General features: G+C 57.1%; 22 protein-coding genes. 4 read left to right on the top strand and 18 right to left on the bottom strand.

Annotated elements, in window-relative coordinates; genetic code table 11:
• Nucleotides 1-6 precede the first annotated feature (6 nt).
• The 7 genes from ACR0DG_RS15005 to ACR0DG_RS14975 all read right to left on the bottom strand — a co-directional run bounded on the left by ACR0DG_RS15005 (nt 7) and on the right by ACR0DG_RS14975 (nt 7,464).
• On the bottom strand, nt 7-840 hold the full coding sequence (locus ACR0DG_RS15005) for an ABC transporter ATP-binding protein (protein ID WP_480699266.1): 834 nt from the start codon (nt 838-840) through the stop codon (nt 7-9).
• A 73-nt stretch (nt 841-913) separates the two neighbouring features.
• Nucleotides 914-2,194 (bottom strand): ABC transporter substrate-binding protein, encoded by a 1,281-nt coding sequence (locus tag ACR0DG_RS15000; protein WP_480699268.1) that lies wholly within the window; start codon nt 2,192-2,194, stop codon nt 914-916.
• 72 nt (nt 2,195-2,266) lie between these two features.
• Nucleotides 2,267-3,343 carry a branched-chain amino acid ABC transporter permease gene (locus tag ACR0DG_RS14995; protein WP_480699270.1) on the bottom strand — a complete coding sequence of 359 codons (1,077 nt, stop codon included), beginning with the start codon at nt 3,341-3,343 and terminating at the stop codon, nt 2,267-2,269.
• A gap of 3 nt (nt 3,344-3,346) precedes the next feature.
• Nucleotides 3,347-3,604, bottom strand: a complete 258-nt coding sequence (locus tag ACR0DG_RS14990; protein WP_480699272.1) for a hypothetical protein — start codon at nt 3,602-3,604, stop codon at nt 3,347-3,349.
• Between the two features lie 2 nt (nt 3,605-3,606).
• Entirely contained in the window at nt 3,607-4,593 is a 987-nt protein-coding gene (locus ACR0DG_RS14985) for a branched-chain amino acid ABC transporter permease (RefSeq protein WP_480699274.1), read from the bottom strand.
• Between the two features lie 29 nt (nt 4,594-4,622).
• The gene (locus ACR0DG_RS14980; RefSeq protein ID WP_480699276.1) at nt 4,623-5,441 is read right to left on the bottom strand and encodes an ABC transporter ATP-binding protein; all 819 of its coding nucleotides are present in this window, start codon (nt 5,439-5,441) and stop codon (nt 4,623-4,625) included.
• A 79-nt stretch (nt 5,442-5,520) separates the two neighbouring features.
• Nucleotides 5,521-7,464, bottom strand: a complete 1,944-nt coding sequence (locus ACR0DG_RS14975) for an AMP-binding protein (protein WP_480699511.1) — start codon at nt 7,462-7,464, stop codon at nt 5,521-5,523.
• Between the two features lie 327 nt (nt 7,465-7,791).
• Between ACR0DG_RS14975 and ACR0DG_RS14970 the strand changes: the two genes are divergently transcribed.
• The gene (locus ACR0DG_RS14970) at nt 7,792-8,169 is read left to right on the top strand and encodes a hypothetical protein (protein ID WP_480699278.1); all 378 of its coding nucleotides are present in this window, start codon (nt 7,792-7,794) and stop codon (nt 8,167-8,169) included.
• Between the two features lie 81 nt (nt 8,170-8,250).
• On the opposite strand, the gene ACR0DG_RS14965 is transcribed toward ACR0DG_RS14970, so the two are convergent.
• Genes ACR0DG_RS14965 through ACR0DG_RS14955 form a run of 3 tightly spaced genes read right to left on the bottom strand, consistent with a single transcriptional unit; the run spans nt 8,251 to nt 10,727 of the window.
• Entirely contained in the window at nt 8,251-8,649 is a 399-nt protein-coding gene (locus tag ACR0DG_RS14965; RefSeq protein ID WP_480699280.1) for a (deoxy)nucleoside triphosphate pyrophosphohydrolase, read from the bottom strand.
• A complete protein-coding gene (argJ, locus tag ACR0DG_RS14960) occupies nt 8,646-9,872 on the bottom strand; it encodes a bifunctional glutamate N-acetyltransferase/amino-acid acetyltransferase ArgJ (protein WP_480699282.1) in 1,227 nt (408 codons plus the stop codon). Before argJ ends, ACR0DG_RS14965 begins: the two co-directional genes overlap by 4 nt.
• Before the next feature lie 6 nt (nt 9,873-9,878).
• A complete protein-coding gene (locus ACR0DG_RS14955; RefSeq protein ID WP_480699284.1) occupies nt 9,879-10,727 on the bottom strand; it encodes a peptidylprolyl isomerase in 849 nt (282 codons plus the stop codon).
• A 177-nt stretch (nt 10,728-10,904) separates the two neighbouring features.
• On the opposite strand from ACR0DG_RS14955, the gene secA reads away from it, so the two are divergent.
• The 3 genes from secA to ACR0DG_RS14940 all read left to right on the top strand — a co-directional run bounded on the left by secA (nt 10,905) and on the right by ACR0DG_RS14940 (nt 16,227).
• Nucleotides 10,905-13,622, top strand: coding sequence for a preprotein translocase subunit SecA (secA, locus tag ACR0DG_RS14950; RefSeq protein WP_480699286.1), 2,718 nt, complete (start codon nt 10,905-10,907; stop codon nt 13,620-13,622).
• 100 nt (nt 13,623-13,722) lie between these two features.
• Nucleotides 13,723-14,646, top strand: coding sequence for a hypothetical protein (locus ACR0DG_RS14945; RefSeq protein WP_480699288.1), 924 nt, complete (start codon nt 13,723-13,725; stop codon nt 14,644-14,646).
• A 24-nt stretch (nt 14,647-14,670) separates the two neighbouring features.
• On the top strand, nt 14,671-16,227 hold the full coding sequence (locus ACR0DG_RS14940; RefSeq protein ID WP_480699290.1) for a phosphate ABC transporter substrate-binding/OmpA family protein: 1,557 nt from the start codon (nt 14,671-14,673) through the stop codon (nt 16,225-16,227).
• A gap of 3 nt (nt 16,228-16,230) precedes the next feature.
• On the opposite strand, the gene radC is transcribed toward ACR0DG_RS14940, so the two are convergent.
• From radC to ACR0DG_RS14900, 8 genes are read right to left on the bottom strand one after another with little or no spacing between them, the layout of a single operon-like run.
• The gene (radC, locus tag ACR0DG_RS14935; protein ID WP_480699292.1) at nt 16,231-16,986 is read right to left on the bottom strand and encodes a RadC family protein; all 756 of its coding nucleotides are present in this window, start codon (nt 16,984-16,986) and stop codon (nt 16,231-16,233) included.
• Nucleotides 16,987-17,021: 35 nt separating this feature from the next.
• A complete protein-coding gene (locus tag ACR0DG_RS14930; RefSeq protein WP_480699294.1) occupies nt 17,022-17,756 on the bottom strand; it encodes an ABC transporter permease in 735 nt (244 codons plus the stop codon).
• Nucleotides 17,753-18,478 (bottom strand): ABC transporter ATP-binding protein, encoded by a 726-nt coding sequence (locus ACR0DG_RS14925; RefSeq protein ID WP_480699296.1) that lies wholly within the window; start codon nt 18,476-18,478, stop codon nt 17,753-17,755. The genes ACR0DG_RS14930 and ACR0DG_RS14925 overlap by 4 nt, the downstream gene beginning before the upstream one ends.
• Nucleotides 18,475-19,149 (bottom strand): thiaminase II, encoded by a 675-nt coding sequence (tenA, locus tag ACR0DG_RS14920; RefSeq protein ID WP_480699298.1) that lies wholly within the window; start codon nt 19,147-19,149, stop codon nt 18,475-18,477. Before tenA ends, ACR0DG_RS14925 begins: the two co-directional genes overlap by 4 nt.
• Nucleotides 19,146-20,081: an ABC transporter substrate-binding protein gene (locus ACR0DG_RS14915; RefSeq protein WP_480699300.1), complete on the bottom strand. Its 936-nt coding sequence runs from the start codon at nt 20,079-20,081 to the stop codon at nt 19,146-19,148. Before ACR0DG_RS14915 ends, tenA begins: the two co-directional genes overlap by 4 nt.
• A gap of 20 nt (nt 20,082-20,101) precedes the next feature.
• On the bottom strand, nt 20,102-21,067 hold the full coding sequence (locus ACR0DG_RS14910) for a ThiF family adenylyltransferase (protein ID WP_480699302.1): 966 nt from the start codon (nt 21,065-21,067) through the stop codon (nt 20,102-20,104).
• The gene (locus tag ACR0DG_RS14905; protein WP_480699304.1) at nt 21,064-21,660 is read right to left on the bottom strand and encodes a thiamine phosphate synthase; all 597 of its coding nucleotides are present in this window, start codon (nt 21,658-21,660) and stop codon (nt 21,064-21,066) included. Before ACR0DG_RS14905 ends, ACR0DG_RS14910 begins: the two co-directional genes overlap by 4 nt.
• Nucleotides 21,657-22,421 carry a thiazole synthase gene (locus ACR0DG_RS14900; RefSeq protein ID WP_480699513.1) on the bottom strand — a complete coding sequence of 255 codons (765 nt, stop codon included), beginning with the start codon at nt 22,419-22,421 and terminating at the stop codon, nt 21,657-21,659. Before ACR0DG_RS14900 ends, ACR0DG_RS14905 begins: the two co-directional genes overlap by 4 nt.
• Nucleotides 22,422-22,423 lie beyond the last annotated feature (2 nt).

Here is a 22,423-nt window from a genome sequence, read left to right as displayed (position 1 = left end):
ATCCGTTCACAGCCACCGTTTGCGGCGACGGTATGAACGTACATCGCGGAAGCTTTTGCGGCCCTCGTCAGACATGCCCAGATAGAATTCCTTCACATCCGGATTCTCGCGCAATTCGGCCGCAGGTCCGTCCATCACGACGCGACCGGATTCAAGAATATAACCGTAATGCGCAAATCTAAGCGCCACATTTGTGTTCTGTTCAGCTAGCAGGAAGGACACGCCCTCTTTCTCGTTCAGGTCCTTCACGATGCCAAAAATCTCTTCGACCAATTGCGGCGCCAAACCCATCGAGGGTTCGTCCAGCAAGATCGTTTCAGGTCGTGACATCAGCGCCCGACCCATCGCAACCATTTGTTGCTCACCTCCCGAGGTGTAGCCCGCCTGCGATTTGCGGCGTTCGGCCAGACGCGGGAAGTAGGAATACACAAGTTCAAGGTCTTGTTGAATCGCGGCCTTACCGTCCTTGCGCGTATAGGCCCCGGTCAACAGGTTTTCTTCGACCGTCAGATGTTCAAAACAATGGCGGCCTTCCATCACCTGAATAACGCCCTTTTCCACCAGATCGGCCGGGTCGCTTTCGTGGATGCTGGTTCCGCGATACTTGATTGTACCTTTCGTGACTTCTCCGCGTTCGGAATGCAGCAGGTTCGACACCGCCTTGAGGGTCGTCGTCTTGCCGGCCCCGTTGCCACCAAGCAGCGCGGTAATACCCCCTTTGGGCACGCTCAGGCTTACGCCCTTCAGGACAAGGATCACGTGGTTATAGATCACCTCGATATTATTGACCTCAAGCAGGGTTTCCGCCTGCACTTCGGTGTTTTGAGCTGCATCCAGCATCAGCGCGTGTCCTCGTGCGAGTGTTGGGATCGGGACGGCGACAGGTCGCCGCCCCGGGTTTCAAAGCGTCCGTTCAGCAGCGCCCGTCGATGTTGTTTTCCGCAGCAAAGGCCGAGGAATCTGCATCAATCAGCGGCTGGATCACGTCCTGATCCGACTGCTTGAAGTCCGAGATCAAAGACCATGTCTTCGCCGATGCATCCCACTGGGTCACACCAACAAGACCGTCACCACCGTGGTTACCGCACGAGACCGAGAAGGTCGGGCCGAAATTCGGCAGACCCAGTTCGGACATCAGCGCCTCGTCAATCACCAGCGCTTCCATCCCGTCGCGCATCATGACCGAGTCTATCTCGGCAACATCATGCATGGCTTGGGCTTTCTTGGCGGCTTCGGCCACCAGCATTGCGGCATAGAGACCCCGGTTGTACAGCACTGTGCCGTGCTGGTCGCCAGCGCCTGCGGACAGGTTCTTGTCATAGACATGCGCCTTGAGGTCGTCATAGATCGGGTAATCCGCGCCCACATTGTGGAAGGTCAGCGCCTTGTAACCATTTGCGGCCTCGCCCGAGGGCAGCACGTCGTTTTCAGACCCGGACCACCAGACACCGATGAAGTTCTCCATCGGATACCGGATGTTCGCGGCCTCTTGCACGGCTACCTGGTTCATCACGCCCCAGCCCCACATCAGGACATAGTCAGGACGGTCGCGACGAATTTGCAGCCATTGCGATTTCTGCTCCTGACCCGGGTGATCGACGGGCAGGGCTACCAGTTCGAACCCGTGCTTTTCAGACAGTTCTTCAAGCGTGCGGATCGGTTCCTTGCCATAGGCCGAGTTGTGATAGACAAGCGCGATCTTCTTGCCCGAGATATTGCCGTCATTGATATCAAGGATGTGGTTGATCGCACCGGATGCACCATCCCAGTAGTTTGCCGGGAAGTTGAACACCCACTCGAACACAGATCCGTTCTTGGCCGAGGTACGCCCCAGACCCGATGTCAGCATCGGGATCTTGTCGACCGCCAGTTTTGGGATCAGCTGATAGGTGATCCCGGTCGACAGCGGTTGGTAAACCAACGCGCCTTCTCCCTTGGTCGCCTCATAACATTCCACGCCTTTTTCGGTGTTATAGGCGGTTTCGCATTCCGGGACGCTAACGGTCACACCGCCAATGCCGCCATCGCGTTCATTCAGCAGCGTAAAGTAATCAGCATAGCCATCCGCAAACGGGATACCGCCTGCCGCATAGGGCCCGGTCCGATAGCTGAGCGATGGGAACACGAGGTCGGCCATGACCGGACCTGCCGCCATCACGGCGCCCAGCGCCAGAGTTGCCAGTTTCAATTTCATCGGGTGTCTCCTCCCTTGGTTAGTCCGATGTGTGTTTCGGGCTTGCCACCCGTTATCTGATTGGGCCTCCCCTTAGTGCGGGAACGGCCAGAGTCTGAGTTTCTCTTTGGCGACACGCCACAGCTGCGCCAATCCATGCGGTTCAAGGATCAAGAACATGATGATCATCAGACCGACGATCACGAGGTTCAGGTGGGCCACGATATCTGTCGGCCAGCCCAGCATGTCCGCACCAACAACTTTCAGGACCACCGGCAACAGAACAAGGAATGCCGCCCCCGCAAAGCATCCGAAAATAGAGCCTAATCCGCCGATAATGATCATGAACAGCACAAGGAACGATTTCTGGATGCCAAAGACTTCGCCCACCTCGACCGCGCCGAGATAGACCGCAAAGAACAGTGCGCCCGAGACGCCAACAAAGAAGGAGCTGACGGCAAAGGCAGTCAATTTCGCCTTCAACGGGTTCACCCCGATGATCTCGGCGGCGATATCCATGTCGCGGATCGCCATCCACTTGCGCCCGGTCGATCCACGCGTCAGGTTGCGCGCGATCACGGCGCTGAGCGTCAGGAAGATCAGACAGAACAGATAAGTCGCCCATGCCGGAGCATTGGGGCCAGTGATGATGATGCCAAACACATCCCGTTCAGGCGCGTTGATCTGCCCCGAAGCCGAATAGTTATAGAACCACGGCACCCGGTTAAACAGCCAAACAAGGAAGAATTGCGCGGCCAACGTTGCCACCGCCAGATAAAACCCCTTGATCCGAAGGCTCGGCAGGCCGAACAACACACCAACGATCGCCGTGATCCCGCCAGCAAGTATGACATGGATGAACATGCTGACATCCGGGAACGCCGTCATAAGCTTATAACAGGCATATGCCCCTACAGCCATGAACCCCCCAGTCCCCAAAGAGACCTGCCCGCTGTAACCCACCAGAATGTTCAGCCCAATCGCCGCGATGGCGTAGATCAGAAAGGGCAGCAGCAGGGCGTTGGCCCAGTAATCATTGATCAGGAACGGGATGATACCAAACGCGATCGCCAATACACCGTAATAGCGGTACCGATCGAACTTGATCGGGAAAGTTTGGCTGTCATCCGCGTATGAGACTTTGAAGTCTCCGGCCTCACGATAGAACATATCTTACTTTCCCCATTCTTCCTGCGCCCGGTTACGGGCAGCGGCGTCCAGTTGATTGGACCCTTTGGCGTATCCGCTCGCCTCGGACGCTCGGACCAGTTTCAGATAAGCCAGGATCCCCATCACCAGCCCCGCAAAGGCCAGGATTGCTGCGATTGTCACCTGACCTTCTGTCAGATCATCCGATGTCAGAGCGATGTATCCGAATGCCCAGAACCCGGCCCAGGCAATGACATTGGTGATCGCGATGAGTTTTTGCATCGCTACACCCTCTCGATAATCTTCTCGCCAAACAGACCTTGCGGCCGGAAGACAAGGAAAATCAGCGCCAGCACATAAGCGAACCAGTTTTCGGTTGCACCGCCGACCATCGGACCGATGGCGAACTCGAACAGTTTCTCACCCACGCCGATGATCAATCCGCCGACAATCGCCCCAGGGATCGAGGTAAATCCGCCCAGCATCAGGACTGGCAACGCCTTAAGCGCGATCAGCGACAATGAAAACTGCACGCCTGATTTGGTGCCCCACATGATGCCGGCGACCAACGCCACGAAACCAGCCACAGACCAGACCATGATCCAGATGAAGTTCAGCGAAATACCCACCGAAAGCGCCGCCTGGTGATCGTCGGCCACAGCCCGCATCGCGCGGCCTTGCTTGGTGTACTGGCTGAACACCACCAGCGCCGCGACCAAGAGCGCCGCGATCACGGTCGCCACGATATCCAGATTGTCGATGAAGAAGCCGTAGCCAAATACGTTGAACGTGCTTTCATCAATCCAAAGGTTGATGCCCTGCGGCAGACCAACATCAAGCGTCTTGATCTCAGACCCCCACATGAGGTCTGCGACGCCTTCCAGCAGATACGCCAGTCCAATCGTTGCCATGAACAGGATGATGGGCTCTTGCCCAACCAGATGCCGCATGACAAAGCGCTGCACAGCCCAGGCCAGCAGGACCATAACGGCCATGGTCAGAATAATTGCCAACAGCGCGGGTATGTTCCAGCCAAAGTGGTGAACATGCGTTCCGAACGTGGCGTTGATCAGATGTGCAAAAGGCACCTGTCCGTTCATGATCCCAACAAGGGTCATAGCCGCAAACAGCGCCATAACCCCTTGCGCATAATTGAAAATTCCCGACGCCTTGTAGATTAGAACAAAGCCCAGCGCGACCAGAGCGTAAAGGACCCCGGCCATCAGGCCATTCAGAATGACCTCCATCGCGAATATCAGCTGATCAGGCATGTCCGCCCCCTCTCATGTCTGTCAGATGCTCAGTCATGGCTCACCCCCAGATAGGCGTCGATGACTTCCTGATTGTTACGCACCTCATCGGGTGTGCCGTCGCCGATCTTGCGGCCGTAATCCATCACCACAACGCGGTCGCTCAGGTCCATCACCACGCCCATGTCATGCTCGATCAGCGCAATCGTGGTGCCGAACTCATCATTCACGTCCAGAACAAAGCGGCTCATGTCCTCTTTTTCTTCGACGTTCATTCCCGCCATCGGCTCGTCCAACAGCAGCAGCTTGGGTTCGGCCGCCAGTGCGCGAGCCAGTTCGACCCGCTTTTTCAATCCGTAGGGCAGACGAGATACAGGCGTCTTGCGAATGTGCTGGATTTCCAGAAAGTCGATGATCTTTTCCACGGCTTCCCGGTTTTCCGTCTCTTCCGCCTCGGCCTTACCTTTCCACCAGGCCTGCTGGAAAATGTTCGTCTTCATGAACCCCAACCGCCCGGTCATGACGTTGTCCAAAACGCTCATGCCCTCGAACAAAGCGATGTTCTGAAACGTCCGCGCGATGCCCTGCTGTGCCACCTCAAAGGGCCGCATCGGCGGGCGCTTGGATCCGTGAAACCAGACCTCTCCCTCCTGCGGGACATAAAACCCCGAGATCACGTTCAGCATCGAGGATTTCCCGGCCCCGTTTGGCCCGATAATGGCGCGGATTTCACCTTCGCGAATGTCGAACGAGATATCCTTGATCGCCACAACGCCGCCAAACCGCAGAGTGATGTTCTTCATCTCCATCACCACACCGCCGATCTTGCGGCCGTCTTCGGTGATATATCCTTCGGAATTATCCAGCATTAGCCTCTCCTGGCCTTACGCGAAAACGGGACGGCGGGCGGGGCGACGACCGCGAGGTCGAGCGGCGCTCGGCGATCCCTCATTCCGCCGCAACCTTGTGATGGGCGACCGGGAAAACCGGCGCATCCACGATCTCAAGCGTCGCGCTGATTGATCCTTTGCGGCCATCCTCATAAGTCACTTCAGTCGTGGTCGACACGCTGGACGACCCGTCATAAAGCGCTTCGATGATGTCGTCGAACTTGTCCTCGACGAAACCACGCCGCACTTTCCGCGTCCGGGTCATCTCGCCATCGTCCGCATCCAGCTCTTTGTGCAAAACAACGAACCGATGCACCTGGCAGCCAGACAGCATTTCATCGGCAGCGACAGACTTGTTGACCTCTTCAACATGCGACTTGATAGTCTCTAACACTCGGGGATGCGCCGTAAGTTCCTGATAGGACCCGTATGCAACATTGTTCCGTTCTGCCCAGTTTCCTACGGCAGTCAGGTCAATATTGACGAAAGCGACACAGCGGTCCTTGCCGTTTCCGAACAGAACAACTTCCAGGATATCCGGGAAGAACTTCAGCTTGTTCTCGACGTATTTGGGCGCGAACATCGACCCATCAGCCATCTTGCCCACATCCTTGGCACGGTCGATAATCCGCAGGTGGCCCGAACCTTCCTCGATGAAACCAGCATCGCCTGTTGCGACCCACCCTTCGGCATCCTTGGTCGAGGCGGTCGAGTCCGGATTATTGTAATATTCAACAAACACACCCGGCGAGCGGTAGTGAATCTCACCCTTATCGTCGATCTTCAACTCGACATCCGGTGCGGGAACACCCACCGTATCCGCCCGCACTTCGCCATCGGGCTGCACGGTGATGAATACGGTCGCTTCGGTCTGGCCGTAAAGCTGTTTCAGGTTGATGCCCAAAGACCGATAGAAATCGAAAATCTCAGGCCCGATCGCTTCACCCGCCGTATAGCCGACGCGGAACCGGCCATAACCCAGTGTGTCCTTGAGCGGGCCGTAGACCAGCATGTTGCCCAGCGCATATTTTAGCTTGTCGCCAAAGCCCACCGGCTTGCCGTCCAGCAACTGACCACCAACCTTTTTGGCATGGTCCATGAAGTGACGGAACATGCGCTGCTTTAACTTGCCCGCGTCCTCCATCCGGATCATCACATTGGTCAGCTGCGTCTCAAACACCCGCGGCGGGGCGAAGAAATAAGTCGGCCCGATCTCGCGCAGGTCGGTCATCATCGTGTCGGCACTTTCGGGGCAGTTCACGCAGAAGCCACACCAATAGGCCTGACCGATGGAGAAGATGAAGTCACCAACCCAGGCCATCGGCAGATATGACAGGATGTCTTCATTCCGGGTCAGATGATCGAACTCAGCCGAATTCTTGGCGCTTTCGATCACATTGCGGTTCGACAGCACCACGCCCTTGGGCTTGCCAGTGGTGCCCGAGGTATAGAGCATCACGCAGGTATCGTCATAGGTGATCGCGGCGATACGCTTGTCCAACTCAGCATCGAACCGCGCGTGACCCGCGCTGCCCTCAGCCATGATGTCCTCGAGCGCGTTCATCTGGGAATGGTCGTATTTCCGCATTCCGCGCTTGTCGGTATAGAGGATGTGTTTGACCTGATGCAGGTTTTCCTGAATTTCGATGACCTTGTCGACCTGCTCCTGATCACCGCAGACAACGTATTTCGCGCCACAATGCTCCAGAACATAGGCCATCTCTTCTGCGACCGAGTCCTGATACAGCGGCACCGGAACGGCCCCAACCATCTGTGCCGCGACCATCGACCAGTAGTGGGCTGGGCGGTTACGGCCTATGACGGCGATATGGTCGCCTTTCTCAACGCCAAGTTCCAGGAACCCCAGCGCAATGGACCGGATTTCCTTGGCCGTCTCGGCCCAGGACCAGCATTGCCAGATCCCGAATTCCTTTTCCCGATATGCCGGAGCGTCCCCGAACTGGGTGACATTGCGGTATAGCAGCGCCGGAAGAGAGGTCATCCCTTCTGCGCCCGACTGCGTCTGAGCCAATCTCTTTTCTCCTCCCCATCCGGCCCCTCCCCGGGCCGGAAATGGCGGGCTCGGGCCAAGGCCCGAACGCCAATGCCCCATCAGGGACAGAGACACGATCAGCAGCAAGTTTTGCCTGATGTTTTCTCAATTCTTACGAATTGTAACAGGGGGGGTAGACCAGAGTCTTACGGAGAATGCAGAAGTTAATCTGACTGAACCGAAAGGCCGTCCAACAAATAACTTGATACGGGCACAAAAACGGCTCGTTCAAGCTTAAGTAGAAAAGTATGTAAACCAAAATATTTTGAGGTGAGAATGTCTTCAAAAACCAAGCCTACCATCATTTGGGCGCTGTATACCGCAAGCATCGTGGCTCTATTGACCTCGTTTGCAGGCGTTCTAATGGCTTATATCTGGCGCAGAAATGATCCAGGCTACAAAGAAGTTTACGACAAACAGATCCGTCGGTTCTGGACGGCCGGGATTGGCTGGATCTTGGGTCTGTCTTTGTTCTTGATTGCCGCATTCACGGACACGCGCCCTGCTGGATCGGGCGTGCCATTGCTGGGCAATGTCGGCATACTGATAATTCTTGTGACACAGCTGTGGTTTGCGTTGTCGTCACTTATTTCAATGTTTACGATCCCTACGCCATCAGGAGCGTTTCGAGAAAAACCCGGAACATTCGCATGATCGCAACGCAAACGTGATCGGTTCATTCTGCGCAGAGTCACAAGGCCGAATAAACTTAGGGCACCGTACTTAACTCGAATACTACAGCCAATCCCGCAAAATCGGAATCAGCGGCACATCCGCTGCTGGCATCGGATAGTTGCGCAAGTCATTTCCGCGCACCCACTTCAGGGCCTGACCTTCTTTGGATTGCGGAATGCCCTCCCATTTACGGCAGGCGAACAGCGGCATCAACAGGTGGAAATCATCATAGCTGTGGCTGGCAAAGGTCAGAGGCGCAAGGCAGGAGGTCCAGGTGTTGATGCCCAGTTCCTCATGCAACTCCCTGATCAAGGCCACCTCGGGAGTTTCGCCGGGCTCGACCTTTCCGCCGGGGAACTCCCACAGACCGGCCATGGATTTGCCTTCCGGGCGTTGGGCCAGCAGCACTCTGCCCTCGATGTCGATCAGGGCGACGGCAGAAACAAGGATGGTCTTCACGAGCGATAATCCGCGTTGATCTCAATATAGCCATGGGTCAGGTCGCAGGTCCAAACGGTGGATTTGCCCTCACCCAGCCCAATGTCGACGGCGATCACGAGGTTTTGGCCCTTCATGTAGGCGGCTGCGTCTTCCTCACGGTAGTCCGGGCTGACCCAGCCTTTCTCGGCGACCAGAATGTCACCGAAAGAAATGCTCAACTTATCCCTGTCAGCGGCGGCACCGGATTTACCGACAGCCATGACGACGCGACCCCAGTTCGGGTCCTCGCCTGCGATCGCCGTTTTTACGAGCGGTGAGTTGGCAATCGCCAGACCATGCACCTTGGCGTCCGCGTCCGAGGCCGCTCCGGTCACACGAATTTCTACGAATTTCGTGGCCCCTTCACCGTCGCGCACAACCTGCTGCGCAAGGTCCAGCATCACCGTCTCAAGTGCCTGCGCGAAGTCTGTGTTGCCTGTCGCGTCAACACCGGACGCCCCGGTTGCGCAAAGCAGCAAGCTATCAGAGGTCGATGTGTCGCTGTCGACAGTGATACAGTTGAAGGTACGATCTGTCTGCGCACCCAACATTGCCTGCAGTGCGGCTTGGTCGACTTGCGCGTCGGTAAAGATATAGACCAACATCGTCGCCATATCCGGCGCAATCATCCCCGAACCTTTGGCAATCCCCGCAATAGAGACTGTTTTGCCATCAATCTCGACCTGCGCCGACGCTCCTTTCGGGAAGGTGTCGGTAGTCATGATAGCCCGCGCCGCGTCCTCGATTCCGTGGCGGCTCAGTCCCGCCTTCAAGGCCTCAAGCTGGGAAAGAATGCGGTCATGCGGCAGTGGCTCACCGATCACGCCTGTAGAAGAGGTAAAGACCCGCTGAACCGGAACACCCGTGGCCTTGGAAACAGCTTGCGTCACCTCGGACACCGAAGTTTGCCCGTAGTGACCAGTAAAAGCGTTGGCATTACCGGAATTCACCAAAATCGCCGCCGGACCTGCGTTGTCACCACCGATCTTGTCCTGACAATCCAACACGGGCGCGGCACGTGTGGCAGAGCGCGTGAACACCCCCGCCACCGAAGTGCCGGGGTCCATTACCGCCAGCATGACATCCGTACGCCCCTGATAGCGGACACCGGCCTCGACGGTGGCAAATCGTACACCGTCAATCGCAGGCAAATCTGGAAATGCCGCCGGAGCCAGCGGCGAGACCTTGGTAATCGTTGCCACGGGGGGTTACTCCTGAATCAGATCCAGTTGCCGTACGATGCCTGGCGTCAGACCTTCGATCTCGGGGCGCTCGATCTGCGCGGCCTGTGTCAGTTCGTCAATGCGGGCCTGGATCGCTTCGTTTTGGAGGTTTTGCGAAAGTTCATCCCGCACGGCGGCCAAATCAGGGGCTTCGGTTTTGCGCGTGTCGTTCAGAATGATCACGTGCCAGCCGAATTGAGTCTGAACCGGGTCGGATACCTGCTCTTTTTCCAGCGCGACAACTGCATTCTCGAACTCCGGCACCATTCGACCTTTGCCGAACCAACCCAGCGCACCGCCGTTGGGACCCGAGGGGCCAGTGGATTTCTCTTGCGCCAACTCAGCGAAATCGGCGCCACCGTCCAACTGAGATTTGATTTCCTTGGCCTCATCTTCGGTTTCAACCAGGATGTGGCTTGCATTGAATTCATCCTCGCCCTCGTAATCAGCATACTGGGCGTCATAAGCGGCCTGAATGGCTTCGTCGGTTACAACATCACCCACCAGCGCATTCACAGTTTGCACAGCCAAAAGCGACCGGGTTTCGTTCGACAGAGCAAGGGCATTCAGCTTGGTCAACGCGTCCTGCTGTTGCCCCAGGAGCTGCTGCTGGATCAACTGCTCGATAATAAAGTCGAACAAAACGTCGTCTTCGATCTGCTGATAATTCGCAGGCAACGTCGCCACGGTGGCGATAACGTGACCCAAAGTGATCTCATCCCCGTTCACACGCGCGATCACGGTGTCGGCATCGGGCTGGGTTTCGGCGGCCAGTGGCAGGGCCATCACGGCAGCAAGCGCCAGAGATGGCAGAAAAGTGAAGCCTTTGGGCATGGAATCATCCTATTTTCTTGCCGCGACAGGGCGCAGCGTTGACACTTCAGAACCTGCCGCTTACATCGCTTTGAAGCCTTGGACAGGGCCGCCTTTCACCCCCCCGTATCTATGGGTTGCGCGCAAGGTGGGCAAGCCTGTCGCAACCAAGACAAGAACAGATCCGCTGGAGTGAACATGCTGGGACTCGGAACGCTCGCCAAAAAGGTGTTCGGAACACCGAACGACCGCAAGATCAAGGCGACCCGCCCCCTGATCGAAAAGATCAACGCGCTGGAGCCCGAGTTCGAGAAATTGTCCGATGACGGTCTGATCGAAAAAACCGAAGAGCTTCGCAAACGCGCACTGGATGGCGAAAGCCTAGATGATCTTCTGCCAGAAGCCTTCGCCAACGTCCGCGAAGGCGCAAAACGGGCACTGGGCCTGCGCGCCTTTGACGTGCAGCTGATGGGCGGCGCCTTTTTGCATCAGGGCAACATCTCGGAAATGAAGACGGGCGAAGGCAAAACACTGGTTGCCACCTTCCCCGCTTATCTGAACGCGTTGACCGGCAAAGGTGTGCACGTGGTCACCGTGAACGAATACCTGGCCAAACGTGACGCGGAATGGATGGGCAAAGTCTTCGGTGCCCTTGGGATGACCACAGGTGTGATCTGGTCGGGTCAGCCGGATGCCGAAAAGAAAGCCGCTTATTCCTGTGACATTACCTATGCCACAAATAACGAACTGGGCTTCGATTACCTGCGCGACAACATGAAGGCCGACCTAGCTGAGATTTATCAGATGCACCACAATTTCGCGATTGTGGACGAGGTCGACTCGATCCTGATCGACGAAGCGCGGACGCCGCTTATCATTTCGGGCCCATCCGAGGACCGGTCGGATCTGTACACCTCGATCGACGGGCTGATACCGTCCTTGCAGGAAGATCACTTCACACTGGATGAAAAGTCGCGCAACGTGACCTTCACCGATGAAGGCAATGAATTTCTGGAACAACAGCTGCTGGCGGCCGGGCTCATTCCTGAAGGCCATTCGCTGTACGACCCCGAAAGCACAACAGTGGTTCATCACGTGAATCAGGGTCTGCGCGCGCACAAGCTGTTCCAGCGCGATAAGGACTACATCGTTCGGGACGGGAACGTGGTGCTGATTGACGAATTCACCGGTCGTATGATGCCGGGTCGTCGGCTGTCAGAGGGTCTGCACCAGGCCATCGAAGCCAAGGAAGGCGTGCCGATCCAACCAGAAAACGTGACTCTGGCCAGTGTGACATTCCAGAATTACTTTCGCCTGTATGACAAGCTGGGCGGCATGACAGGTACCGCGCTGACCGAAGCTGAGGAATTTCAGGAGATCTACGGCCTTGGCGTGGTCGAAGTGCCCACCAACAAGCCCATCGCACGCGCGGACGAGGACGATCAGGTCTACCGCACCGCTGGTGAGAAATACGGCGCAATGATCGAAGAGACGAAACAGGCGCAGGAAAAGGGCCAGCCGGTTCTGCTGGGCACCACCTCAATCGAGAAGTCCGAACTGCTGAGCCAATTGCTGCAAAAAGAGGGGATTGAACATAACGTTCTGAACGCCCGTCAACACGAGCAAGAGGCGCAGATCGTTGCCGATGCAGGCCGTCTGGGTGCGGTGACCATCGCCACCAACATGGCTGGCCGTGGTACCGACATCCAACTGGGCGGCAATGTCGAGATGAAGGTCCTCAAGGCGCTGGCCGAAAACCCCGAGGCCGACCCGGCCGAGCTGCGCGCTGCAGAAGAGGCAAACCACGCCGAAGAGAAAGAAAAGGTGTTGGCTGCCGGCGGTCTCTATGTGATGGCGTCGGAACGCCACGAAAGCCGCCGCATCGACAACCAGTTGCGCGGTCGTTCGGGTCGTCAGGGTGACCCGGGCCGTACCGTATTCTACCTGAGCCTCGAAGACGACCTGATGCGTATCTTCGGCTCAGAGCGACTGGACAAGGTTCTGACCACTCTGGGTATGAAAGAGGGCGAGGCCATCGTTCACCCTTGGGTCAACAAGTCGCTGGAACGCGCGCAATCCAAGGTCGAAGGCCGCAACTTTGACATGCGCAAAAACGTTCTGAAGTTTGATGACGTGATGAATGACCAGCGTAAGGTGGTATTCAGCCAGCGACGCGAAATCATGTCCTCGGACGATCTGTCCGAGATCGTGTCGGACATGCGTGAACAGGTCATCGACGATCTGATCGACGAATACATGCCGCCGAAATCCTACGCCGACCAGTGGGACACGGATGGTCTGCACGAGGCCGTCAAAGACAAGCTGACCATCGACGCCCCTGTACAGGACTGGGCAGCAGAAGAAGGCGTGGACGACGAACAGGTGCGCGAGCGTCTGGTCAAAGCCGCCGATGAGATGATGGCGCAAAAGGCTGCCGCATTCGGCCCCGAAAACATGCGTAACATCGAAAAGCAGGTCTTGCTGAACACAATCGACAGCAAGTGGCGCGAACACCTGCTGACGTTGGAACACCTTCGGTCGGTCGTCGGTTTCCGTGGATATGCCCAGCGCGATCCATTGAACGAATATAAGAATGAAAGCTTCCAGCTTTTCGAAACCATGCTGGATACCTTGCGCGAAACTGTTACCCAGCAACTGTCGCGCGTTCGCCCGCTGACTGAAGAGGAACAGCGCGAGATGCTTGCGCAAATGCAGGCGCAGCAGGCTCAGGCGCAAAAAGCAGTCGACCAGGCGGCCGGTCAGGCAGAAGCCGTGGCCGAAGCCGAAGCATCGGGTGATCCGCGCCCCGGCTTTGTCGAGGATGATCCAGAGACCTGGGGCAACCCGTCCCGCAACGACAGATGCCCGTGTGGTTCAGGTAAAAAGTTCAAGCATTGCCACGGCAGACTGACCTGACATAACCCCAATTCAGACACAATGAGTCCGCTACACGGCCACATATTGGCCGTGTTTCGGCGTAAACATCCGACTCGCTCCTTCAACTGGGGAGGGTGTTTTGTTTGTAATCAAGAACTACGTGACCACGGGGGGCACTGTCGCTTGCGCCCTGGCAATTGGTTACCTCATGCAGAATGGAACGCCTGCGCAGCCGGACGGCACGCAGGTGGCTTCGAATGCGGCTGCTTATCAGGCGACCGGCATCAATGGGCTCGACAGTATCGTTTTGACCTCCTCGGCTTCGAGTATTGATGCAAGCGTGGAAACCCAAACCCAAAGACGAGTTGTGCAAGCAGGCCAGCCAGCCCCCTCTGGTTCGTCAAACTGTGCCATCAGTGCCCGCGCGATAGCCGCTCCTGGTGCCGCGGCACATCTGACCATCAAAGCCCCCTGCCACGGCAATGAGCGGATCGAAGTGCATCACAGCGGACTGACCGTGACTCAGACCACAGATGAAGATGGCGCACTGGATCTGACGATACCTGCATTGACAGAATACGCGATCTTTCTGATCTCGGTTGATGATCAGACCGGAACAGTCGCAACCACCCACATCCCCGAAATCGCCTACTACGACCGGGTTGTTCTGCAATGGAAGGGTGACACCGACTTGCAGATCCACGCGTTGGAGTTCGGGGCCAGCTATGGTGGAAAGGGTCACGTATCCGCAGATCCCGAAACGCAAGGCATTGGTACCGTAGTGCACCTGGGCCAAGCGGGACTGGACGACGCACAAAACATTCAGGTCTATTCCTACCCTGCAGCTCAGTCGGCGCAATCAGGCTCGATCGCTTTGTCGGTCGAAGCGGAAGTAACCGGAATCAACTGTGGTCAGGAACTGAACCTGCAATCCATGGAACTGCGTGGCGACCTGCCTTTGCGCTCACGCGATTTGTCGCTGACATTGCCGGATTGCACGCAGTCCGGTCAGTTTCTGGTGTTGAATAATCTGCTCGAAGACCTGACAATCGCGGCAAACTAAAACCAAGGCAGGCTCGAGCTTCTAATGATCAATTTGCGTGTAGCGGCAGCTGCACTTTTTTGGGCGGTGTGCGCGTGTCACGCATCCGCGCAAGACATCACACTCACCTCGCATGACGGCGAGGTCGAAGTGGTGGGTAACCTTCTGAGCTTTGATGGTGAGTTCTATCGTCTGGAAACCCGGTTTGGTGAACTCACAGTCGACGGGTCCGGGGTGACCTGTTCTGGTCCCGCTTGCCCAAGCCTGACGGACTTTGTTGCCGAGATACATTTTTCCGGCTCGTCCGCGATGGCCGAAAAAGTACTCCCTGCATTGATAGTCGGCTTTGCGCGGCTAGAGGGGTTGTCCGCCAAACCCAACCGCGAAACACCTGACAGATTTTTCTATGAGCTGAAGAAGCCGGACCGTGCGGCGCCGTTGGCGCGCTTTTATTTCTACCCGGGCACAACTGGGCAAGGATTCGCAGATTTCATTGCGAACAACGCCGACATTGTTATGGCCCTACGCGAAGTTCGCCCCAGCGAACAGGACGCCGCCCAATCTGCTGGCTTGGGCGATCTGGTCGGGTCGCGCCGGTCCCGTGTGATCGCGTTGGATGCACTGGTTCCGATCGTCGCGCCGGATAACCCGCTGGCTCAGATTTCACCGTCCGATCTTGTCGCTGTCCTTGCCGGAGAGATTTCGAACTGGTCCGATCTTGGCGGGCCCGATGCTCCCCTCTCTGTGCATTTACCAGACGAGGGTTCGGGCCTTGCGCAGGGGGTCGAAGATCAGTTGCTTGGTCCCGCAGGCGCGGCACTGTCTGACGGTGTGATCCGGCATGATCGCAGCTCGGTCTTGGTGCGCACGGTGGCGGATGACCCGTTCGCGCTTGGCATCGTCAGCCAGGCCGAAGCTGGTGCAGCACGGCCTTTGTCCCTGACCGGAGGCTGTGGACATGCGCTAGGGGCGACGCGGCAATCCATCAAAACCGAAGACTACCCTCTGACTTCGCCCATGTTCTTGTACCTGCCCAATCGCCGCCTACCCAGAATTGCCCGCCAGTTTCTGGCTTATACCCAAAGCGCGCCGGCACAGCTGGCAATTCGCGACGCCGGTTTTGTCGATCAAGCGCCCGAGTTAATGCCGATCGGACTGCAAGGAAACCGGCTGGCAAATGCGGTTGCATCAGGTGGGGCTGAGGTCGGGCTGGACGAATTGCAGCGCATGATCGAAACGCTTCGGCACAAATCCCGGCTGTCTTTGTCCTTCCGGTTCGAAGCTGGATCATCCCGACCCGATGCCCAATCGCGATCCAACATAAGGCAGCTCGCGCAGTTACTGGAATCCGGGGAATTCAATACGCGCAACCTTGTTTTTGTCGGCTTTAGTGACGGGGATGGTCCAGCTGGGGCAAATGCCAGAATTGCGCTCCTGCGCGCGAAAACGGTGCGCAATGCCGTGCTGGCCGCGATCGAGACATCCCTGCCCGACAGCGTCGAGCTGAAAGTGGACGGCTTTGGTGAGGCTATGCCAATGGCTTGCGATGACACGGAATGGGGCCGCAAGGTCAATCGCCGCGTCGAAGTCTGGATTGAATAAGGTTTACAGGTAGCCTGATGACCGAAAGCTCAGCTCGGTTGATTTTCCGATGATCAGGTGATCATGCAGTGTCAGCCCAAGCGCCAGACAGGCATCCTGAATCCGATTGGTCATATCAACATCCGACTGCGACGGGGTTGGATCGCCCGAGGGGTGGTTGTGCACCAGAATAATGGCCGAAGCGTTCAGCTCTAGCGCCCGTTTGGCCACTTCACGTGGGTAGACAGGGACGTGGTCCACTGTTCCCTTTGCCTGCTCTTCATCCGCGATCAGCACGTTCTTTCGATCCAGGAAAAACACGCGAAACTGCTCGATCTCGCGATGGGCCATTGTGGTGTGGCAGTAATCCAGCAGCGCATCCCAGCCCGAGATCACATGCCGTTGCATCACGCGCGCGCGGGCCATTCGATGCGCGCAAGCCTCAAGCACCTTGAGATCGGTAATGACCGTGTCGCCGACACCTTTGACTTGACGCAACCGTTCCTCCGGCGCTGTCAGAACCCGGTTGAAATCACCAAACGTGTCCAGCAGTAACCGGGCAAGCGGCTTCACGTCTTGTCGGGGGATAGAGCGGAACAGGACCAGCTCCAACAGCTCATAATCCGGGATTGCTGCCGAACCACCTGACATGAACCTTTCGCGCAACCGCTTGCGATGGTCTTTGATGTAGGAGGGTAACCGACCAGTCGGCAGCGGTTGCGCCGGCGCTTCGTCCGTTTCAAACAGCATTGGGGCTTCGGCAAAGGCGTCCTGTGTCATGAAACTAAAGTGGCGCAGAATCAGTTTCTGAAAGGTTAACGCATCTCGCCCGCCATGCGGGCTGTCGCCTTGCGAACAACCAGATGCAGCAAGATTGAAAACACGCCCAGCGTCAGCATCGCTGCGAACATCAGGTCTGTCTTGGCGCGACCGTTGGCCAACAACATCAGATAGCCAAGCCCCTGTGACGAGCCGACCCACTCTCCGATCACTGCCCCGATGGGAGCGTATACCGCCGCCAGTCGCATCCCCGAGGCCAAAGATGGCAAGGCCGCCGGAATGCGGATGTGCCATAGGACAGAGCGGGGACTGGCCTGCATAGTGCGCGCGAGATCCAAATAACCCGCAGGCGTACGCATCAGCCCATCAAAAAAAGATGACGTGATAGGGAAATAGATGATCAAAACCGCCATCGCGACTTTGGACCACAGCCCATAGCCCAGCCATAGGGTCAGCAACGGTGCCAGCGCAAAAACCGGCAGAGCCTGCGTAAACACAAGCATCGGCTGAACCAAAACTCGCGCCGCCCGAGAATTGGCCAATTGCAGCGCTGTAATGACCCCCAGAACAGTTCCAAGCGCGAGGCCTATCACAACCTCAACCGCCGTGATCCACGTGTGTTCAGCAATCACCCACCGGTTCTGCCACCATGTTTCAGCAACCAGTGCAGGCCCCGGCAGAATGAACTTAGGCAAACCGGTTAGGCTGACAATGGTCTGCCAGACGGCCAACGCAAAAAGCGTCGCGGCAATGGCGGAAAGCACCTTCATGCGGCCTCTCTCAGCAATCGCAGAAGCGCACCTTGCGTCTCAAGGGTTTCACGATCATCCACATGACGCGGCGCGGGTGCCTGAGGTGGTGCGCATGGGGTCAAGCCCTGTGCCGTCATAACCACGATCGACTGGCCCAGCCGCGCGGCCTCACCCGGATCATGGGTGACAAGCAACACGGTTCGCCCCTGCAGTGCCTCGGCCGCAAGGTCTTGCATATCAGCGCGCGTGCGCGCGTCCAGAGCCGAGAACGGTTCGTCCAGCAACACAATAGGCCGGTCTTCCATCAGCGTACGGGCAAGAGCCACACGTTGCCTTTGCCCGCCAGACAGCTCTGACGGTTTCTTGGTCATGTGATCCTGCAACCTCATCCGGTGGATCAGGCGATCGCGACGCTCTTGATCTACTTTTTCGCCCCTCAGGCGCGCGCCAAGCGAGACATTCTGGGCCACGGTTGCCCAAGGCAGCAGCAGGTCGTCCTGCGCCATGTAAGCCACCCGGTCTGGCACCGTCTGCCCGTCACTTGCCGCGATCTGACCGTTGAACTCGGCCCCGGTATCCAGACCCGCGATCAATCGAAGTACCGTGGTTTTTCCAACGCCCGATCCACCCAGCAAGCAAGTCCATTGCCCGGCCTCAAGCGTCAGGGACAAAGGCGCAAACAACAGTGCCCCGCCGATGCTTGCCTGCCCGCTTATGGTCAGATCGGGCGCTTGGGTCATGGCGTCAAACCCATTTGCCAGAAATTAACCTCTAACTCGGTCGCTGTGCGGAAGGTTTGGCAAAGGCGTTCCCAGCGCGGAGAAGCCTCGAAATTTGCACCAATACGCCGTGTTAGAGCTTGATCGAGCAATTCTCCAACCGCCTTGCATGCGCCTTGATAGTCCTCACCGGCATAGGTGTTGATCCAATCCCGATAGGTTTCAGACGTCGCCTCGGAAGCCAGTCTCTTGCCGATTTCGCCATATCCCATGACGCAAGGCGCAAGTGCCGACAGCAAGTCCAGCAGATCTCCGCTATATCCAGCTTCGAGCACGAAGCGCGTATAGGCCAGATTTTCGGCCCGTTCGGGGGTGGAAAACAGCTCTTCCTGGGAAATACCGGCCGCTTCGCAGATGCCAATATGAAGCTGCATTTCTTCAGCGACCAGCGCATTCACTGTACCCACAGCCGTCAGCATTTCGGAATGCGTTTCCGATTTTACAACCGCCAGCGCCCACGCGCGCGAAAAGTGGATCAGGAACACATAATCCTGCCGCAGGTAATGAAGAAACGCAGCGCGCGGCAGTGTTCCATCTTTCATACCTTCGACAAACGCGTGGCGGGTATAATCCCGCCACGGCCCTTGTGCGGCCTCACGCATCAGGCCAAAGGCTTTGCCGTACTCGCTCATTGCGCGGTCACATCAATGGTGATGTCGCTGACCGGGTTGATGCTGTCGATCATGCCGCTGTCTTTGAGAAACGCCTCAAAGCGTGCGTAACGACCTGCGTCAAAACCCGCCGGACGCAGAGCAAACCGGGGCAGAGTATCAACCCACGCACGCGCGTTCAGCTCATCCTGCAGTTCAGTCGACGTGCCCGCAAAGATTTCCCAGCTTTTTTCCGGGTTGTTGACGATGTACTGAGTGGCCTTTTCGGTCGCAGCCAAGAAACGGGCGATTTTGTCGGCATCCATCGTTTCGGGGTTGGCGACGTAAATCAGCTCGTCGTAAGATGGCACGCCTTCTTCTTCGATGTAAAAGCAGCGGCCTGCGACACCTTCAATATCCATCTGGTTCAACTCAAAGTTCCGGAAGGCACCGATGACGGCATCCACCTGACCGGTCATCAAAGACGGTGACAATGAGAAATTGACGTTGATCATCTCAATGTCGTCCAACGACACACCATGTGCGTTCAGCATTGCCGTCAGGATCGCCTCTTCGACGCCGGCGACCGAAAAGCCGATTTTCTTACCCTTGAGATCAGCCAGCGATTTGATTGGGCCGTCTTCCAAAACCAGCAGACAGTTCAATGGAGTCGCGACCAGTGTACCCACACGCTTCAACGGCAGGCCCTCATGGATTTGCAGGTGCAATTGAGGTTGATAGGACACTGCCAGATCGGCCTGACCAGCAGCCACCAGACGCGGCGGCGCAGAAGGGTCGGCAGGCGGTACGATCTCGACCTCAAGACCCTCGTCCGCGAAGTACCCGTTTTCCTGCGCAACAATGATCGGACCGTGGTCAGGGTTGATGAACCAATCCAAAAGAACAGTCATCTTGTCCTCGGCCCATGCCGGTGCAGCCGCCAGAAAAGCGATAGCTGTGATCAGTTTTTTCATGTCTTGCGTTTCCTTTTCATTCACGAGGTTGAGGCCGCAACGAGGACGATCTCGCCCGGCCAATTCGGTTGTACTTGCTCAGCCGCGCGCCAAGCCCGCAGGCCAGTTGCACAGCAAAAGACCAGTCTTTTACCTTTTTTAGGGTCTAAACTGGACAGATCATTCATCTCTACCCGCTGCGCATTCGGGTGCGCAGGCTTGGGGGCTTCGTCTTCGCCGCGCAACTCAATGATCTGGTCATCGGGTGTAAGTTGGCTGGTCGAAAGAAAACGGAAACAGCTGTTTGGCTCGGGTGCGGTATCAAACCGAAAATTGGAACTGCGCAAAGTTCGCGCATCAAATTGTACCATTTGACCCAAAGGGGACGGCGACAGATCCAAGATCAGGTTCAGTGCCATCTGCGCCTGCATCGCGCCCATGACACCGACAACCGGCCCCAAGACACCTGCAGTGGCGCAGCTGGCCCCGCTTTCCGGTGCATCCGGGAACAACGCCCGCAGCGAGGGCGCATTGCCGCAAAATCCACCGACATACCCCGTCATCCCCAGAACCGAGGCGCTGATCAAAGGTTTACCCTGCGCCAGACAGGTGTCCGACAAGATATAGCTGGCGGCATAACTATCTGCGCAATCGAGGATCACGTCCGCCTGCGCAACCAGATGCGGAGCGTTGTCACTCGTGAGCTTTTGCTCAAGACCTTGGACAGTGATCTCGCCGTTCAAGGCACGGCACCGCTGGGCGGCAACGTCAGCCTTTGGCTGTCCGCAATCTGCCTCGGTGAATAAGGTCTGGCGATGCAGGTTCGACAGATCCACTGTGTCGCTATCCACAATCGTGATCTGACCGACACCTGCACCTGCCAGCAAAGGCAAAACGGGCGCAGCCAAACCACCCGCGCCCACCACTAAGACGCGGGCCGACGACAGCCGCGCCTGCCCTTTGGGCCCAAGTTCGGGCAGCAGGGTTTGACGCGCATATCGGCTCATCGGGTGACCTCGATCCATTCACGTACGCGCGCCTCAGGATCAGAATTAAAAGTGATGTCCGTTACGACCGAAACGATGTCCGCACCTGCGTCCAGTACGCCCGGTGCACGCTCGACGCTCATCCCGCCGATGCCAACGAGCGGGATATTCCCCACTCGTTCTTTCCATTCGGTCACACGTGGCAATCCTTGCTCATGCCACTTCATCTTTTTCAGAATGGTCGGATAGACCGGACCCAGCGCGACATAGTCCGGGTCCATGGCCAGAACGCGCTCCAGCTCATCATCATCATGGGTCGAAACGCCAAGCTTTAGACCCGCTTTTCGAATGGACTTCAGATCAGCCTCATCCAGATCTTCCTGACCCAGATGAATCCAGTCACATCCCAGATCGATGGCCTGTTGCCAGTGGTCGTTTACAACCAGAACCGACCCATGCGCCCTGCATAATTCCTGAGATATGGAAATCTGTTCCCGCACTACGTCAAAAGGCTGATCTTTCACCCGAAGCTGTACCAGCTTCACACCCAATGGCAGCATGCGCTGCAACCAGCCCGAGTGATCGAAAATCGGATAAAAACGATCCAGTTTCATGACAAAAACGCCTTACCGATGACAGGGGTCGAAGGTTCGGCCATATCTCGTGCCTCGATCGGGTCAGCCTGATGGGCCAGTTGTCCGGCTTCGATCGCGCGCATCATTGCTTTGGCCATCAATACGGGATCTCCGGCACGGGCGACCGCGGTGTTCAACAAAACGGCGTCAAAACCCAACTCCATCGCGTGGGCCGCGTGGCTGGGCAGGCCGATACCTGCGTCGATGACCAACGGAACATCCGGGAATTCGGCCCGCATGGCGCGCAGAGCGTATTCGTTGTTCAACCCGCGGCCCGATCCGATTGGCGCACCCCAAGGCATCAGAACTTCGCACCCAGCGGCCAAAAGTCGTTCGCCGACGATCAGATCGTCGGTTGTGTAGGGAAATACCTGAAACCCATCGTCAGTCAGAATACGCGCGGCTTCGACCAGCTGGAATACGTCTGGTTGCAGACTGTCCGTGTGGCCAATCAATTCCAGTTTGATCCACCCAGTATCAAACACCTCGCGCGCCATATGGGCTGTGGTGACTGCCTCTTTGACGGTGTGGCACCCGGCGGTATTGGGCAGCACCTGAACGCCCAGATCGCGGATCATCTGCCAGAACGTCTGACCCGCCCCGGATTCCCGCCGAAGCGAAACGGTGGCAACGCCCGCACCGCTATGGCGGAAGGCTTGCTCAAGGATCGCCGGGCTGGGGTATTGCGCGGTACCCAACATCAGAGGATTCGAAAGTTCGGTTCCGTAAAACAACTTCATCA

It is taken from the genome of Ruegeria sp. BG8 (assembly GCF_056538325.1).
This window is presented reverse-complemented; position numbering and strand designations above follow the sequence as displayed.